This is a genomic window from Planococcus versutus (assembly GCF_001186155.3).
GTDB lineage: Bacteria > Bacillota > Bacilli > Bacillales_A > Planococcaceae > Planococcus > Planococcus versutus.
Genome location: NZ_CP016540.2, coordinates 970,001 through 986,023, shown reverse-complemented (window position 1 = coordinate 986,023; position 16,023 = coordinate 970,001). Strand labels below are relative to the sequence as shown.

At 42.4% G+C, this 16,023-nt stretch carries 13 protein-coding genes, 17 tRNA genes and 2 rRNA genes (1 of these 32 running past the window's edge); 6 read left to right on the top strand and 26 right to left on the bottom strand.

The genetic code is table 11. From position 1 onward, the window contains the following. Positions 1–32 precede the first annotated feature (32 nt). Positions 33–863, bottom strand: coding sequence for an aldo/keto reductase (locus I858_RS04965; RefSeq protein WP_049694243.1), 831 nt, complete (start codon positions 861–863; stop codon positions 33–35). Between the two features lie 150 nt (positions 864–1,013). Here I858_RS04965 and I858_RS04960 point away from each other — a divergent pair, with 150 nt between their 5' ends. Then, positions 1,014–2,315, top strand: a complete 1,302-nt coding sequence (locus I858_RS04960) for an NCS2 family permease (RefSeq protein WP_049694242.1) — start codon at positions 1,014–1,016, stop codon at positions 2,313–2,315. 40 nt (positions 2,316–2,355) lie between these two features. Here I858_RS04960 and I858_RS04955 read toward each other — a convergent pair whose 3' ends face one another. The 3 genes from I858_RS04955 to queG all read right to left on the bottom strand — a co-directional run bounded on the left by I858_RS04955 (position 2,356) and on the right by queG (position 4,596). After that, positions 2,356–2,658: a hypothetical protein gene (locus I858_RS04955; protein ID WP_083553659.1), complete on the bottom strand. Its 303-nt coding sequence runs from the start codon at positions 2,656–2,658 to the stop codon at positions 2,356–2,358. A gap of 309 nt (positions 2,659–2,967) precedes the next feature. Continuing rightward, the gene (gene trmL, locus I858_RS04950; protein WP_049694390.1) at positions 2,968–3,441 is read right to left on the bottom strand and encodes a tRNA (uridine(34)/cytosine(34)/5-carboxymethylaminomethyluridine(34)-2'-O)-methyltransferase TrmL; all 474 of its coding nucleotides are present in this window, start codon (positions 3,439–3,441) and stop codon (positions 2,968–2,970) included. Positions 3,442–3,450: 9 nt separating this feature from the next. Beyond that, on the bottom strand, positions 3,451–4,596 hold the full coding sequence (gene queG / locus I858_RS04945) for a tRNA epoxyqueuosine(34) reductase QueG (RefSeq protein ID WP_049694241.1): 1,146 nt from the start codon (positions 4,594–4,596) through the stop codon (positions 3,451–3,453). Between the two features lie 65 nt (positions 4,597–4,661). On the opposite strand from queG, the gene I858_RS04940 reads away from it, so the two are divergent. Then, a complete protein-coding gene (locus I858_RS04940) occupies positions 4,662–5,324 on the top strand; it encodes a B3/B4 domain-containing protein (RefSeq protein ID WP_049694240.1) in 663 nt (220 codons plus the stop codon). 238 nt (positions 5,325–5,562) lie between these two features. After that, positions 5,563–6,609, top strand: coding sequence for a C45 family autoproteolytic acyltransferase/hydrolase (locus I858_RS04935; protein WP_049694239.1), 1,047 nt, complete (start codon positions 5,563–5,565; stop codon positions 6,607–6,609). Positions 6,610–6,650: 41 nt separating this feature from the next. Here I858_RS04935 and I858_RS04930 read toward each other — a convergent pair whose 3' ends face one another. After that, entirely contained in the window at positions 6,651–7,703 is a 1,053-nt protein-coding gene (locus I858_RS04930) for a C45 family autoproteolytic acyltransferase/hydrolase (protein ID WP_049694238.1), read from the bottom strand. Between the two features lie 402 nt (positions 7,704–8,105). On the opposite strand from I858_RS04930, the gene I858_RS04925 reads away from it, so the two are divergent. The 3 genes from I858_RS04925 to I858_RS04915 are packed head-to-tail and all read left to right on the top strand — an operon-like array spanning position 8,106 to position 10,589. Then, positions 8,106–9,278, top strand: a complete 1,173-nt coding sequence (locus tag I858_RS04925) for a M20 family metallopeptidase (protein WP_049694237.1) — start codon at positions 8,106–8,108, stop codon at positions 9,276–9,278. 47 nt (positions 9,279–9,325) lie between these two features. Next, entirely contained in the window at positions 9,326–10,153 is an 828-nt protein-coding gene (locus I858_RS04920) for a DUF3100 domain-containing protein (protein WP_049694236.1), read from the top strand. Further along, positions 10,137–10,589, top strand: a complete 453-nt coding sequence (locus I858_RS04915) for a hypothetical protein (protein ID WP_049694235.1) — start codon at positions 10,137–10,139, stop codon at positions 10,587–10,589. Before I858_RS04920 ends, I858_RS04915 begins: the two co-directional genes overlap by 17 nt. A gap of 164 nt (positions 10,590–10,753) precedes the next feature. On the opposite strand, the gene I858_RS04910 is transcribed toward I858_RS04915, so the two are convergent. The 21 genes from I858_RS04910 to I858_RS04810 form a co-directional block, all read right to left on the bottom strand. After that, positions 10,754–10,837, bottom strand: a tRNA-Leu gene (locus I858_RS04910). Between the two features lie 98 nt (positions 10,838–10,935). Then, positions 10,936–11,934: an inorganic phosphate transporter gene (locus I858_RS04905; RefSeq protein ID WP_049694234.1), complete on the bottom strand. Its 999-nt coding sequence runs from the start codon at positions 11,932–11,934 to the stop codon at positions 10,936–10,938. A 15-nt stretch (positions 11,935–11,949) separates the two neighbouring features. After that, positions 11,950–12,567 (bottom strand): DUF47 domain-containing protein, encoded by a 618-nt coding sequence (locus tag I858_RS04900; RefSeq protein ID WP_049694233.1) that lies wholly within the window; start codon positions 12,565–12,567, stop codon positions 11,950–11,952. A 217-nt stretch (positions 12,568–12,784) separates the two neighbouring features. Then, positions 12,785–12,868, bottom strand: a tRNA-Leu gene (locus tag I858_RS04895). Between the two features lie 9 nt (positions 12,869–12,877). Beyond that, positions 12,878–12,951, bottom strand: a tRNA-Cys gene (locus I858_RS04890). Between the two features lie 7 nt (positions 12,952–12,958). Beyond that, a tRNA-Gly gene (locus tag I858_RS04885) sits at positions 12,959–13,033 on the bottom strand. A gap of 7 nt (positions 13,034–13,040) precedes the next feature. Further along, a tRNA-Gln gene (locus I858_RS04880) sits at positions 13,041–13,112 on the bottom strand. Between the two features lie 11 nt (positions 13,113–13,123). Beyond that, a tRNA-His gene (locus tag I858_RS04875) sits at positions 13,124–13,199 on the bottom strand. A gap of 41 nt (positions 13,200–13,240) precedes the next feature. After that, positions 13,241–13,315, bottom strand: a tRNA-His gene (locus I858_RS04870). A gap of 19 nt (positions 13,316–13,334) precedes the next feature. Beyond that, positions 13,335–13,408: transfer RNA gene (locus tag I858_RS04865), tRNA-Trp, on the bottom strand. Between the two features lie 5 nt (positions 13,409–13,413). Next, positions 13,414–13,496: transfer RNA gene (locus I858_RS04860), tRNA-Tyr, on the bottom strand. Positions 13,497–13,502: 6 nt separating this feature from the next. Continuing rightward, a tRNA-Thr gene (locus I858_RS04855) sits at positions 13,503–13,578 on the bottom strand. A gap of 18 nt (positions 13,579–13,596) precedes the next feature. Continuing rightward, positions 13,597–13,672: transfer RNA gene (locus I858_RS04850), tRNA-Phe, on the bottom strand. A 17-nt stretch (positions 13,673–13,689) separates the two neighbouring features. Then, a tRNA-Asp gene (locus I858_RS04845) sits at positions 13,690–13,765 on the bottom strand. A 3-nt stretch (positions 13,766–13,768) separates the two neighbouring features. Beyond that, positions 13,769–13,845 (bottom strand) — tRNA-Met (locus I858_RS04840). Positions 13,846–13,889: 44 nt separating this feature from the next. Beyond that, positions 13,890–13,965, bottom strand: a tRNA-Val gene (locus tag I858_RS04835). 7 nt (positions 13,966–13,972) lie between these two features. Next, positions 13,973–14,047 (bottom strand) — tRNA-Glu (locus I858_RS04830). Between the two features lie 22 nt (positions 14,048–14,069). After that, positions 14,070–14,159, bottom strand: a tRNA-Ser gene (locus I858_RS04825). A gap of 4 nt (positions 14,160–14,163) precedes the next feature. After that, positions 14,164–14,238 (bottom strand) — tRNA-Asn (locus I858_RS04820). Between the two features lie 11 nt (positions 14,239–14,249). Further along, positions 14,250–14,365: ribosomal RNA gene (gene rrf / locus I858_RS04815) — 5S ribosomal RNA — on the bottom strand. A 141-nt stretch (positions 14,366–14,506) separates the two neighbouring features. Next, positions 14,507–16,023 (bottom strand): 23S ribosomal RNA (locus tag I858_RS04810); it runs 1,415 nt beyond the window's last position.

The window sequence follows — 16,023 nt, the reverse complement described above, 5'->3', positions numbered from 1 at the left end:
TTTTGATTTCATCTACTTAAGTAGATTATTTTTTAAATCGTAATGTCATCTGGATGTGTGCCGCTGCGCCAATCTTGGTTTAACCCATCGATTATACCCATTTCTTCTGGAGTCAACGCGAAATCAAATACTTCCGCGTTTTCTTGAATGCGTGAGGGTGTTACCGACTTCGGAATAACGACTAAATCACTCTGCAAATGCCAACGGATAATGACTTGTGCAATAGACTTGTTGTGTTGCTCAGCAATTTTTGATAATACTGGATCTTCTAGCAAACGACCTCTTGCAAGTGGCGACCAAGACGTTACTACAATGTCATTTGCGTCGCAAAAGTTTCGCAATGGCACTTGTGTCAATTGTGGATGCAATTCAATTTGATTGACCATTGGTTTTGTGTTGGCCGTTGCCATAATTTTCTCCAAATGATGCTCTTGGTGATTCGAAACACCAATAGAACGAACGAGCTTTTCGTCGTAAAGACGCTGGATGGCACGATACGTGTCTACGTATTTTCCTTCAATCGCCCAATGTGTCAAATACAAATCTAAATAATCAAAATCCAAACGCTTTAATGATGCTTCAAACGCACGTAAAGTTTTGTCATAGCCCTGGTCTATGTTCCAAACTTTCGAAGTGATAAACAAGTCTTCGCGTTTGACACCCGAATTCCGTACCGCTTCGCCCACTTCTGCTTCGTTGTCGTAAATGGTCGCCGTATCGATTGCTGTATAGCCTGCTCCAATCGCCGTAATCATCGCTTCTACTGCTGCTTCTTTATCGGTCATTTTGTAAACACCGAGGCCAAAGCGTGGCATTTCTACACCATTATGTAATTGTTTCGTTGAGTTGATTGTTAACTCCATCTATCATCATCCTTTCATCCTTCTATTGTACAAATAATATTAGATTAATTCGACTTTTAGGATTTCGATGCAAGCTCTTGCACTCTCCGATTAAAACGAATAATATATATCTTGTTGTGTAAAATTGTTCGTTTTTCAGGAGGAGTTTTTATGTTTCATTTAAAAGAAAACAATACGACGATAAAGACTGAAGTGACCGCTGGAATGACGACTTTCCTAACCATGGCTTATATCGTCATCGTCAATCCAGTCATTTTAGGTGCAGCCGGTGTGCCGTTTGATCAAGTCTTTTTAGCGACAATTATCGCCGCTGCCATCGGAACTTTATGGATGGCTTTAGCCGCTAATTACCCCATTGCCATTGCACCAGGCATGGGATTGAATGCATATTTCACTTCCATGGTACTTGGATCAAATGGAGCTATCGATTACGTAACCGCCTTTGCAGCTGTATTTGTTGCAGGTCTCATTTTTGTTTTACTGTCATTGACTTCTTTGAGAAAAGTGCTAATTCAAGCTATTCCTGAAAACTTAAAGCATGCCATCACTGCTGGAATTGGTTTGTTTATTGCTTTTATCGGCATGAGACTGAGCGGCTTGATTGTTGCAAACGAGGCGAACCTGGTCGGCTTAGGTGATTTAACGTCTCCACCTGTTGCCTTAACGTTGCTCGGCTTACTAATTACCGTCATCTTTATGTCATTAAATATAAATGGTGGTATTTTTTACGGCATGATCGTCACGGGAATCGTTGCTTTTTTCACCGGCCAATTAAAGTTTGAAGCCGGATTTATAAAATTGCCGTCATTACCTGAAGGCATTCTGATTTGGAATCCGCTAGAAGCTCTTCAATTAGTTGTTGAATTTGGTCTTTACGGCGTTGTCTTTTCATTCTTACTCGTGACGTTATTTGATACGACTGGCACAATGATTGGTGTCGCTAAACAAGCGGGCTTAATGAAAGACAATAAAATGCCAAGAATGCGACAAGCTTTACTGGCAGATTCGTTCGCAGCGACTGCAGGTGCTATGGTTGGAACAAGTCCAACTACCGCATATGTTGAGTCTACTGCAGGTGTTGCAGCGGGTGGCCGGACCGGACTTACAAGTTTCACCGTAGCAGTTCTTTTCATACTCGCAGCGTTTTTCGGACCGCTAGTCGGCTCTTTATCAAGTGTGGCTGCTATTACAGCCCCCGCATTAATTATCGTTGGCAGTTTAATGATTGGTGCAGTCAAACAAGTTGAATGGGAAAAATTCGACGAAGCCTTCCCCTCCTTTTTGATTGTCCTCGCTATGCCGTTAACGTCAAGCATTGCGACGGGTATTGCTTTTGGGTTTATTTCTTATCCGTTAATGAAAATTTTCAAAGGCAAAGGCAAGTCGGTTCATCCAATTCTGTATGTCTTTGCGATTTTGTTTACAATTCAACTATTAATCGCACCTCATTGAGGTAGATATAAAAAAACCGCCAAATTGGCGGTTTTTTTGTTTAGATTCTATTTCTTGTAAATGCCGCTGAAAATAATAAAACAGCTGCAGTAATCAAGTGGAATACCCAACCAATGCCTGGAATCCAAGCGATTGTACTTGTAATGACTCCAAGAATCGATCCTGATTTTGGTGAATATTCACGGAAGCTGAAGAATAACGTAATCGCATGAAGCACGAACATTACACCTAAAACTGAATAACCTGTGCTAATAACGAAGCCTCCGCCAATTAATGGAATCGCTAAAAATGCTTCAGCTAAACCTGTAATCCAAAGCAAAGCGACAGAAATTTTCATTTTCATATCGTTTCATCCCTTCTTTAAACGTTCTTATCTTCTTTATACGAATGAAGATAGAAAAAGTTTCACTTTTACTAGAACGTCAGAAATTATACACATTTTCAATCCTGTTTTATATTTCATTTTTCCCGCTTGTAAGCTATACTAAACAAAGATGCACATTTCAAGGAGGTCATTCTTATGAACTTAATCCTTATTTTAGGTGTTTGTGTTTCGTTCTTAGTAGCTCTTTTCACTGCTGGATACGATGACAAGCCTGGAACAAACGAAAGAGAATAGTTTAAAAGGACAGCGAAATCCGCTGTCCTTTTTTTATTCTAGACCTGGATAATCTTGCTGACGCAAAGCTTCATACATTAAAATTGATGCTGTATTGGATAGATTAAGCGAACGAATATGATTGTTCATTGGAATTCGCAAGCAATGATCTGGATTTTGTTCAATCAATTCTTTCGGCAGTCCTTTTGTTTCTTGTCCAAAAACGAAGAAATGGTCTTTGTCTTTATTCGAAAAATCGTATGAAGTATGCGGCTTTGCGCCGAACTTGGTAATATAGTAGAACACTCCGTCTTGGTAGCTATCAAACAACTCCTGCAACTCATCATAATAATGAATATCGACATGTTCCCAGTAATCTAGCCCCGCACGTTTCAACATTTTATCGTCTGTTGAAAAACCCAGTGGACGTATTAAATGCAACTTAACTCCAGTCCCTGCACATGAACGCGCGATATTTCCTGTATTTGCTGGAATCAGCGGTTGGTACAATACAATATGAATAGCCAAATCTGTCACTTATCCTTTCAATCTTTCAGCAAAAAATGCCAATCCTTTTTGAATTTCTTCTTGCACTTCACCATCTTTTTCTAGCTGTTGCACTTGCTTTAATGCTTTTAATCCTTCGTCAGTGCCGATTTTACCAATTGCCCAAGCCGCAGTTCCTCGAATGACTGGTCGCTCATCGCTTTGCAACAACTGAATCAGTACGGGTACTGCAGACTGTTCTTTAAAATGCGCTAACGCTAAAATAGCATTGCGTTGAATCGGTTTTTTACCACGCCATGAACCGGATACATATCCGAATTTATCTTTAAATTCACGATTGGAAATAGCCAATAAAGGCTCAAGCAATGGCTTGGCAATTTCCGGATCGGGGTCAAATTCGGCGTGGATTTGATTGGCTTTCCGCTTATTTTTTGGACATACTGTTTGGCACGTGTCACAACCATATAGCCGATTGCCGATTTTGCTTCGAAACTCATCTGGTAAAAATCCTTTTGTCTGCGTTAAAAACGAAATGCAGCGCTGAGCATTTAATTGACCACCTTCTACAATCGCACCAGTTGGACAACTATCGATACATAAGCGACAATCCCTGCATTGGTCTTCCATTGGTTCATCAAACCGAAACGGAATATTGGTGATCATCTCCCCCAGATACACGTACGAACCAAATTCTGGCGTGATAATGTTCGTGTTTTTGGCACTCCAGCCAATGCCAGCTCGTTCTGCCACTGCTCGGTCAGATAGTTCTCCTGTATCTACCATTGACCGCATCCGTGCTTCTGGATAACGTGACGCAATGAACGCTTCAAGTAGCGTCAGCCGCTCCCTTAGCGCGGCATGGTAATCCTTGCCCCAAGAGGAACGAGAAAATATTCCCCGCCGCGCGCCTTTTACTCCTTGCGGTGCATCTACCATTTTTGATGGATAAGCAATGGCAATGGCAATAATGCTGACGGCTTCATTTAGTAACAGCTCGGGCCTCGTGCGTTTTTCCACATCTGATTCTTCAAAGCCTGACTGGTAATTTAACTGTTGCTGACGAATCAATTGATGCTTTAAGCTATAAAAAGGTTCAGCAGAAGCAAAGCCGATTTTATCAATTCCGATATCCGAGGCATACGCAACAATATCTTTTTGAAATTGTTCAAGATTCATGTTGTAACCCCTCACTCAATTCTATGATACGATAATAAAAACCTTCAAATGAAAGGAAGATTGCAATGAAGCTAACAATCGATCCTTATATAAACGAAATACTAGGTGACTTTAAACTTGGTGTCATTCATTATAACAATATCACCGTTTCGGATTCACCTCAAATGTTAAAAGGCCGTCTTCAACTTTTTCAAGAGCAATTATACTTTGAATTGGACGATAAAGAAATTATGGATTTTCCAGGCTTGCTTGAATGGCAACTAGTTTGGAAAGCCTTAGGAGCCGACCCAAGTCGTTACCGCCCATCGGCAGAGGCATTATTTCGTCGTGTTAAAAAACAAAATTACTTGTCAGTTGTCAATTCGGCTGTTGATATGAATAGTTTCTTGTCGTTACAATATGAAATCCCTTTGGGCTTATATGACGCAGATCAAATTGAAGGCGACATAGAAATCGTAGTTGGGAATAACTCAGACCGCTATGAGGGCTTGAATAACCGCGTCAATACATTGACCAGCATTCTCGTATCCAAAGATGCTGAAGGCGCGTTTGGTAGCCCTTATGTAGATTCTAAACGGACAGCAGTTAACGAGCAGACTAAAAACGCTCTGCATATCTTTTACTTGCGTCCTTCTATGGAAAAAGATACGGCTCTGCAGCTGCTTACCGCCGCTTCGAATATGTTTACTGGCATTAACGGCGGGGACGCCGAGTTTTATGTTATCTAATTACTTATACTCAAAATCCGTGCTACGAATTTTTGAGTATGGGTTTTTTTATCTAGTTTACATTTTAATCATTACTTTGCTTCTAAAATCGTCTTTTTACTTTTTGTTTTTATGGAATAACTTTTTCGTGTAGACCGTATTAAAATCTTAAATTCCTGAACATAGGCAGATTCTTTTCTATTTCCCGATAAATGAAGTAAACTCTTCTTACATTAATTAGTAAAAGAGGGATCAATACGTGAAACGAGTACACAGTGACATCGTCCAGTTTCGTGGAAGCCATTATGATTTTGGCCAGATGCAAGGAGAATTATTGAAAAAGTCCGTAATTCTTGCCAATCGTCAAAAACAACGAACAGCTTCCAGTCGCCATTTGATTATAGATGAACAACGCGCTAAAAACATATTGCAAACGTTAGCACCACGTGTGTGGGAAGAAATTAACGGGCTTGCTGATGCGTTAAATTGGTCGTTGCATGATGCCATTCGAGAATTCGGCGGCTATTATTTAGAATACACACGAAGTGGTTGCTCGATTTATACCGAATCCGACTTTATGGTTCGTAATTACGATAGTTCCCCACAAGGCTATGAAGGCCGACTTGCTTTATATCAACCAACTGATGGTGGATTTGCTACAATTGGACCTACGATGCAAATAACCGGTCGCACAGATGGTATGAATGAAAAAGGGCTTGTTATGGGGTATAACTTCATTAATCGACGCAACTCTGAAGATGGCTTTATTTGTAATATGATTGGCCGTTTGATTTTAGAGAATTGCGCAACCATTGATGATGCAGTCGATTTATTAGAAGAACTGCCTCACCGTCGTTCGTTTAGCTATGTTCTACTTGATCGCACAGGAAAATCAGTGGTCGTTGAAGCATCTCCTCGTTCTGTCGTTGTTCGTGAATCAGCTGTGTCGACCAATCATTTTGAATTGCTCGTAGAAGAAAACCGTTACCAAATTGATGATTCTCGCAGAAGAGAAGAAGCAATGTTAAAGCAACAACAAAATAAAATTGATGCCTATAGTGCATTCCGTCTATTGAACGACTCTAATCAAGGTGTCTTTTCAACAAAGTACAGCACCGCTTCAGGAACGTTGCATACGGCTTCTTATTTTCCGCGTAATCTCGAAATTGGATTTGCTATCGGTCCTGACCGTCTTCCACTGATGCTCGATTTCGATAAATGGTTACAAGGTGAACGACTATACGCCAAGCGGATCAACGGGAATATTGACACACATTTTCCATTTGCTCATATGGCAGAACTATAAAAAACAGGCACCAGCAAATAAATTGCTGGCGCCTGTTTTGTTTAGCTGAATTGTTTGTCGACATGTGCAAAACCAATATCCGTATCTACTACTCCATGGATTTGCTGAACGTTCAAATTTTCTCCGCGTAGCCAGCTTGCGAAATCAAAAACGGTTGGCTGTTGATTTCCACCAAGTGCAAACCAAACTTTTTTGTCTTTTGGCAAATAAAGAGAGGTGTGAATCGTACCCGCCCAGCTTTTGTAAAGCTTCGAGAATACACCTTTGTCTATATCGTTAAATAAACGAAATGCCTTCAATGCGTTTGCCGTTTGACTTTGCTGACTTTGAATAACTTCTAAACGGTCAAACGAATCCTTTAAATAATTGCGGTTTTCGTGCTGCTGAATTTCAAAATGATTGGTACATGCGTTACTGATGCGGACATCAACCGAACGGGGACTTGCTTCAATGATGCGTGTTCTCCCGCTTGTATCTGTGACAATATAGCTGAACGACCCGCGGTGAGGAATTTGTTTTAACAGTTCTATCGCTTCTTCAATTGTTGCACAGGTTTCTAGGATGATCCGCCCGATTAAATAACACACAAAGCCGTCTCCTGGCTTTTTTCGATGTGTAAAATTATAACCCATAGCAAGTCCTTTTTCATTCATGCCGTCCATTCGTCCCGTAATCCGTGATGTTGGACCAATCGTTGCATAGCCCCCGTCGTCTGGTTGAAACAAACTAAAACGTCCTTCATAGGTCTGCGGGTGAAAATCGTAATTTCGAACCATAAAATCTGTTCCTGTCACGATCGAACAGCCAGATGGCATGGCATCAATTCGATAGCCTCCAAAATCACGCAAAATTTCTTCCATCGGTAACTCTAAGCTTTCTTGGAGCCCTGCTAATTCATCCCATATTCCTGGAGCAAATTGATAATAAGCAGCTTTTGTTTCTTCTACATCTATTTCAAATCGCGGTCTTTTCGCTTTCCACTGTTTTCTTCGATTGTCCAATAGAATACTTTCTTTTAACAATTCTCCTTGCTTAACACCAAACTCATGATGACTTCCTCTAAATTCTAAAATGTCACTATGTATAGGTTTCATCAAATTCTCCTTTATTATACAGAATCACTGATTAGGTCTAGCATACACATTTACGAGAAAAAATTCAAAAGTGCCTTATTGAAAAAATTGATCTTAAATTGAAGAAATAACTCATCATTAAATTCCATACTTATTATTTTTAAAGCAAGTCACTCTTTCTAATCCATTTGATTTTACTATTTTAACTATCTAAACAAATCAATTCGAGCATGCATTATATCTATACTACTAATGTAGTCTATAGTTGTTTCTTTCAAGAATTATCTCTTAGTAACTCTGAATATACTTTTTGAAACAGTAATGGAAGTAAATATAACTGAATATATTTTATTTTCTAAAAAAATTTAAATTTTACTGAAAATTATGATAGTATAAGACTATTATTCTATGGGAGGTTTTTTTTTGGATCAATTATTCACTAAGCTCGATGAACTGTACGGTGAGATCGTCGATATTCGGCGCCATCTTCATGAATACCCAGAACTATCTTTTGAGGAAGTAGAAACAGCAGAATATATTGCTCTTTTCCATGAAAAATTAGGGCACGAGGTCCGTAGAAATGTTGGCGGCAATGGTGTGCTAGCCTACTTAAAAGGTGACAAACCTGGTCCAACCATTGCTTTGCGCGCAGACTTTGACGCTCTACCGATTCAAGAACAAACTGACGTACCTTTTAAATCTAAAAATGATGGTGTCATGCATGCTTGTGGTCATGATGGGCATACAGCTAGTCTACTTGGTTTAGCAAAAGCATTAAATAGCATGCACTCAGAAATTGAAGGCACGATTGTCTTTTTGCATCAGCATGCAGAAGAACTACCACCCGGCGGAGCCATCGCCATGATTGAAGACGGCTGTCTCGATGGCGTTGATGTCATTTTCGGTACGCATTTACAAGCACAAATGCCTCTTGGAGAAATTGGTTATCGCTCTGGTCCTCTTCAAGCCGCTCCAGATCGCTTTGATATTAAAATCCTTGGAAGAGGCGGGCACGCTGCAAGTCCTCACGATACAAAAGACAGCATTGTCATTGGTGGACAACTGATTAATAACTTACAACAAATCGTCAGCCGTCGAATAAACCCACTGGAATCTGCTGTGGTCTCGATTTGTAATTTCGAAGCTAAAAATCCCTATAATGTTATCGCGGATACTGCTGAAATGACTGGAACTGTAAGGACATTCAAAGAAGACATTCGTAGTTTTATTGAAGAAGAAATTGAACGCGTCATTGCAGGAACTTGTCTCGTTTCAGGAGCAGATTATGAATATACATACACACGTGGTTATCCAACGACAGTCAATCACGAAGAAGAAACAAATTTTCTAGCAGCCCTCGTATCCTCTGTCCCTGGAGTAGAAGAAGTTAGAGAAACACCACCTGTTATGGGTGGCGAAGATTTCTCGTATTACCTTCAACACATAAAAGGAACATTCTTTTTTACGGGTGCACAGAGCCCAGACAACACTGAGGCATACCCACATCACCATCCAAAATTTGATATTGATGAACGTGCTTTGCTGATAGCCGCAAAAGCATTGGGTATGGCGACACTTAACTATGCAAAAAGCTAATCACTAATGGAGAGCTAGTTCTCCCACACAGAAGGAGTAGATGTTAAATGGGCGAACAAGCTTTTAAATTGTGGAAAGATTGGCGGCTGCATGTCATCGTTTTAGCGATTGTAGCTGTGACTGAGTCGATTGGTACATTCGCTATTCCAGTTGGACCTGGAACCATTCTTTTGTTACCGATGCTTTATGCAGTTGTGATTGGTCTCGGATTATATTTCACTCCGTTGGTAACCGACAAACAATCAATTAATGCAGAACCTTTAGTATTTCTCTCAGTTTCTATACTAATAGCTAAATTCGGTGTTCAAGCAGGACCAGCTCTTCCTCAAATTATTGAAGCCGGTCCTGCTTTATTATTGCAGGAATTTGGTAATCTTGGCACAATCTTATTGGCTCTTCCTTTAGCTGTATTTCTAGGACTCAAAAGAGAAAGCATCGGCATGACGCATTCTATTGGACGAGAAGCCAATCTTGCTTTGATTACCGATAAATATGGTTTATCCTCTCCCGAAGGACGAGGCGTTATGGCCATGTATATTTTTGGTACCGTCTTCGGATCGATCTTTATTGGGTTGATTTCAGGCTTTTTAGCTACTGTTACGCCCCTGCATCCAATTTCTTTCGCAATGGCAACAGGTGTGGGCAGCGGCAGTATGGCTGCAGCTTCTCTAGGCCCTTTAATTGCCGCATTTCCTGAGATGAGTGAAACCTTGACTGCTTTTTCAGGAGTCAGCAACTTGATCTCCTCAGTGACAGGTCTATACATGAGTATTTTTATCGGTTTGCCTTTAACTGTTAAACTGTATGAAATCCTCTCTAAAAATAAAGAGAAAAAAGCAGTGAAAGGAAGCGTAGACTATGATAAAAAGTCTTAAAGAATGGATACTGGTCTTCATGATTATTGGTTTTATCATGCTGATTGGCAATTGGATTGGCTACGACATACTGCCTTGGGATGCACTTCCCGGAATAGCCATCCTAATAGGTATTAGTCTGGCCGGATTGATTATTCATCGCTTGCTGCCATTCAAGTTACCTAGCATCGCTTACATCGGCATTATCGGTCTAGTTTTAACAATTCCCGGCATGCCAGGAGCAGCACAAATTGTCACTTACACGACGGAAGTTACTTTATTATCAATTGCCACACCTATCTTAGCTTATGCCGGCGTATCCATTGGCCGTTCATGGTTTGACTTTGTACAATTAGGGTGGAAAACTATCGTAATTGGCATGGTTGTTCTGCTCGGAACATTTCTTGGATCAGCAGTCATTGCGGAAATCATTCTTCGATTTCAAGGAATTATTTAACGTTAACCAAAAGACCACCGCAAAAGCTTTAGCTTTTGCGGTGGTCTTTTACTAGTTCTTTTAAGAATCTATTTACTGCTACTTATACTCAGCAATCCATCTTAAAAATTTCAAAAAGAAAAGCCCAACAACAATGTCAAGGCCTCTCATATAATCTTGCAGTATACCGGCGGTCGGGGTCGAACCGACACTCCGGTGAAGGAACGGGATTTTGAGTCCCGCGCGTCTGCCAATTCCGCCACGCCGGCAAGTAATGATTTAGCGGACAAGAATTATTATAGCACAACTGATTTAACAAACCAATACTTTAGCAATATACTAGATTTTGAACATCAATTATTCTTTTCTACAAAACCAAGCTAAGAAGAAAATAAAACATAGCGGCTAACAATGCTGAAATCGGCATAGTAATTACCCACGTAATGAGCATAGTTTTCGCTGTTCCCCATTGAACTCCTTTGACACGATGCGCTGCTCCTACACCCATAATAGAAGAGGAAATAACATGTGTTGTACTGACAGGTAAATGAATTAATGTAGCACCGAAAATCACCGCTGCTCCAGTCAAATCAGCTGCTACACCATTAACCGGACGAATCTTCATGATTTTACCGCCAACTGTTTTAATAATTCTCCAGCCACCTACAGAAGTTCCTATAGCCATCGCAAGTGCACATGTCGCTTGAACCCACAGTTGCACGTCATCAGAATTTTGGTAATTATTAACAATCAAAGCCATTGTAATAATCCCCATAGCTTTTTGTGCATCGTTTGTCCCGTGAGAAAATGACTGCAAAGCAGCAGTAGCTATTTGGATCAGTCTGAAGTTTCTATTGGTTTTTGTTAAATTATGATTTCTAAACACTACTTTAAAAATACTATACATCAAGTAACCAATGATCAATGCCAGAATCGGTGAAAAAATCAACGCCTGCAATATTGCTAGAAAGCCACTGTAGTTAAGAGCAGCAAATCCAGCACTTGCTATGGCAGCACCTGCAATAGACCCAATTAATGCGTGCGAAGAACTACTAGGAATGCCATAATACCACGTCAACAAGTTCCAAGTGATAGCAGCAAATAAGGCAGCAAGTATAACCACAGAGCCATCACTAAGCAGAAAAGGGTCTACAATGTCTTTAGTGATTGTTTTGGCAACTCCTGTGAAAGCCATAGCGCCAACAAAGTTCATAATAGCGGCTAGAAGAATGGCCCGTCTCGGAGTTAGTGCTTTTGTAGAGACGGCAGTAGCTATAGAGTTTGCCGTATCATGAAATCCATTGATAAAATCAAAAATAATCGCAAAGATGACGATCAATACCGTTAACAGCAATACCATATCCATAAGTCTCTTTGCTCCTTAAGCGTTTTTCATGATGATTGATTCGAATGTATTTGCTACTTTCTGACAGTGATCAGCGATTTCTTCTAACTCTGCATAAATATCTTTATATTGAATAATTCGAATCGGATCTTTTTCTGTGTGAAACAAATTTTTAATTGATCGGCGCAAGATTGCATCACATTGAGATTCGTACTCTTTTATTTTAATGGCATGTTCTCTCATTTGAGGCAGCTTTTTAGAAACCATAAGTTCTACGCCAACTTCAATTTCTAAAGTACTTAATTGAATAGCTTCTACAAATTCAAGCATGTATTCATCTGCTGTTACAATTGAATACATTTCAAATAATGCAGCTGTATTTTCTAATCCATCTAAAACGTCGTCCATGCTCATGGCCAGAGCTAAGATATCTTCACGTTCAATTGGTGTAATAAAAGCGTTATTCAAATCTTGAATAATCGAATGCACGTAAGAATCACCTTTTGTTTCGAAATCCTTCATGGTATTGGAGAAAACGATTAAATCATTTGTATTTTCCAATTTAAAATCCGCAAAATAAGTAGCGCTCTCTTTTAAATTCAACGCAATATCACTCAACTGTAAAGCGAACTTATCCTTCTTTTTGAACGCCATTTTCTTTGCCTCCTATTTTCGTAAAATAATTTCTTGGCTAAATTATAATAGCTTATTTTACACAATAATAATACTAGCTTTATACTGAATTTACAAAGCCTTAATAAAACTGAATATTCCATTCGGGTTTATTACATCCTAATAAGCAAAACAAAAACCCCTTATCTATGAGTACTCATAGATAAGGGGTTTGAAAGGACAGGCAGGTCCTTTATGATACCGGCGGTCGGGGTCGAACCGACACTCCCGTGAAGGAACGGGATTTTGAGTCCCGCGCGTCTGCCAATTCCGCCACGCCGGCAAATTATTATGGAGGCGGCAACCGGACTCGAACCGGTGATAAGGGTGTTGCAGACCCATGCCTTACCGCTTGGCTATGCCGCCAAAATAGTGGAGCGGAAGACGAGGTTCGAACTCGCGACCTCCACCTTGGCAAGGTGGCGTTCTACCACTGAACTACTTCCGCAATAAAGCTGGGGTACCTGGATTCGAACCAGGGCATGACGGGATCAAAACCCGTTGCCTTACCGCTTGGCTATACCCCACTAATAAAAGATGGGGCGGACGAGGGGAATTGAACCCCCGAGTGCCGGAATCACAATCCGGTGCGTTAACCACTTCGCCACGACCGCCACTTTACTATTTTATAAGTTCACTTAATGAAATGAAAACTTGGGGCGGACGAGGGGAATTGAACCCCGAGTGCCGGAATCACAATCCGGTGCGTTAACCACTTCGCCACGACCGCCATCATAAAATTTTAAAATTGGCAGGGGCAGTAGGAATCGAACCCACATCGGAGGTGTTGGAGACCTCTGTTCTACCGTTAAACTATGCCCCTAAAACTGGTGGTGGGGGCAGATTCGAACTGCCGAACCCGAAGGAGCGGATTTACAGTCCGCCGCGTTTAGCCACTTCGCTACCCCACCTAAGAATGGTGCCGGAGAAAGGACTTGAACCCTCAACCTACTGATTACAAGTCAGTTGCTCTACCAGTTGAGCTACTCCGGCATGGAGAAATTAAAAAAATGGTGGGTCAGGACGGAATCGAACCGCCGACACTTAGAGCTTCAATCTAATGCTCTACCGACTGAGCTACTGACCCACTTTATTTATTAAAAATGGCGGTCCCGACCGGGATCGAACCGGCGATCTCCTGCGTGACAGGCAGGCATGTTAACCGCTACACCACGGGACCAATTGGTTGCGGGGGCAGGATTTGAACCTGCGACCTTTGGGTTATGAGCCCAACGAGCTACCGAACTGCTCCACCCCGCGATAATACTACTTTTCAAAAAACACTTATGTGATTTCTAAGAAAATGGTGGAGGATGACGGGATCGAACCGCCGACCCTCTGCTTGTAAGGCAGATGCTCTCCCAGCTGAGCTAATCCTCCATGAAATTGGTGACCCCTACGGGATTCGAACCCGTGTTACCGCCGTGAAAGGGCGGTGTCTTAACCGCTTGACCAAGGGGCCGTGCTTTTTTAAACAGAACTTCTGGCGGAGAGCAAGGGATTCGAACCCTTGAGACGGTTGCCCGCCTACATGATTTCCAATCATGCTCCTTCGGCCACTCGGACAGCTCTCCATATTGGCTCCGAAGGTAGGACTCGAACCTACGACCATCGCATTAACAGTGCGGTGCTCTACCACTGAGCTACTTCGGAATATTTTTTCAGACTGGCAACGTCCTACTCTCACAGGGGGAAACCCCCAACTACCATCGGCGCAAAAGAGCTTAACTGCCGTGTTCGAGATGGGAACGGGTGTGGCCTCTTTGCCATCATTACCAGACTGATTTTATTTTGAAAGACAAGATTTATTATACCAGTACTCCCGGTATTTTCAAGCTTTTTTTCAAAAACTTGCACTTATTCTTTCAAAACTGGATAAACGACAGGTGAAACAAATCGTGCATGATTCGCGTACAGTTTGTTGGTTAAGTCCTCGATCGATTAGTATTCGTCAGCTGCACGTGTCGCCACGCTTCCACCTCGAACCTATCTACCTCATCGTCTTTGAGGGATCTTACTTGCTTGCGCAATGGGAAATCTCATCTTGAGGGGGGCTTCGTGCTTAGATGCTTTCAGCACTTATCCCGGCCACACATAGCTACCCAGCGATGCCCTTGGCAGAACAACTGGTACACCAGCGGTGTGTCCATCCCGGTCCTCTCGTACTAAGGACAGCTCCTCTCAAATTTCCTGCGCCCGCGACGGATAGGGACCGAACTGTCTCACGACGTTCTGAACCCAGCTCGCGTACCGCTTTAATGGGCGAACAGCCCAACCCTTGGGACCGACTACAGCCCCAGGATGCGATGAGCCGACATCGAGGTGCCAAACCTCCCCGTCGATGTGGACTCTTGGGGGAGATAAGCCTGTTATCCCCGGGGTAGCTTTTATCCGTTGAGCGATGGCCCTTCCATGCGGAACCACCGGATCACTAAGCCCGTCTTTCGACCCTGCTCGACCTGTACGTCTCGCAGTCAAGCTCCCTTCTGCCTTTACACTCTGCGAATGATTTCCAACCATTCTGAGGGAACCTTTGGGCGCCTCCGTTACTCTTTAGGAGGCGACCGCCCCAGTCAAACTGCCCGCCTGACACTGTCTCCCAAGCCGATCAGGCTTGTGGGTTAGAATTTCAATACAACCAGGGTAGTATCCCACTGACGCCTCCGCCGAAGCTGGCGCTCCGGAATCTAAGGCTCCTACCTATTCTGTACAAGTTGCACCAAAATTCAATATCAGGCTACAGTAAAGCTCCACGGGGTCTTTCCGTCCTGTCGCGGGTAACCTGCATCTTCACAGGTACTATAATTTCACCGAGTCTCTCGTTGAGACAGTGCCCAGATCGTTACGCCTTTCGTGCGGGTCGGAACTTACCCGACAAGGAATTTCGCTACCTTAGGACCGTTATAGTTACGGCCGCCGTTTACTGGGGCTTCAATTCGCACCTTCGCTTGCGCTAAGCACTCCTCTTAACCTTCCAGCACCGGGCAGGCGTCAGCCCCTATACGTCACCTTACGGTTTTGCAGAGACCTGTGTTTTTGCTAAACAGTCGCCTGGGCCTATTCACTGCGGCTCTCTCGGGCTATTCACCCTACCAGAGCACCCCTTCTCCCGAAGTTACGGGGTCATTTTGCCGAGTTCCTTAACGAGAGTTCACTCGCTCACCTTAGAATTCTCTTCTCGCCTACCTGTGTCGGTTTGCGGTACGGGCACCTCCCGCCTCGCTAGAGGCTTTTCTTGGCAGTGTGAAATCAGGGACTCTGAGGTAAACCTCTTGCCATCACAGCTCAACGTATCAGGAATGGGATTTGCCTCATTCCACGCCTCACTGCTTGGACGTGCACAACCAACGGCACGCTCTCCTTATCCTTCTGCGTCCCCCCATTGCTCAAACGGCGGGGAGGTGGTACAGGAATATCAACCTGTTGTCCATCGTCTAC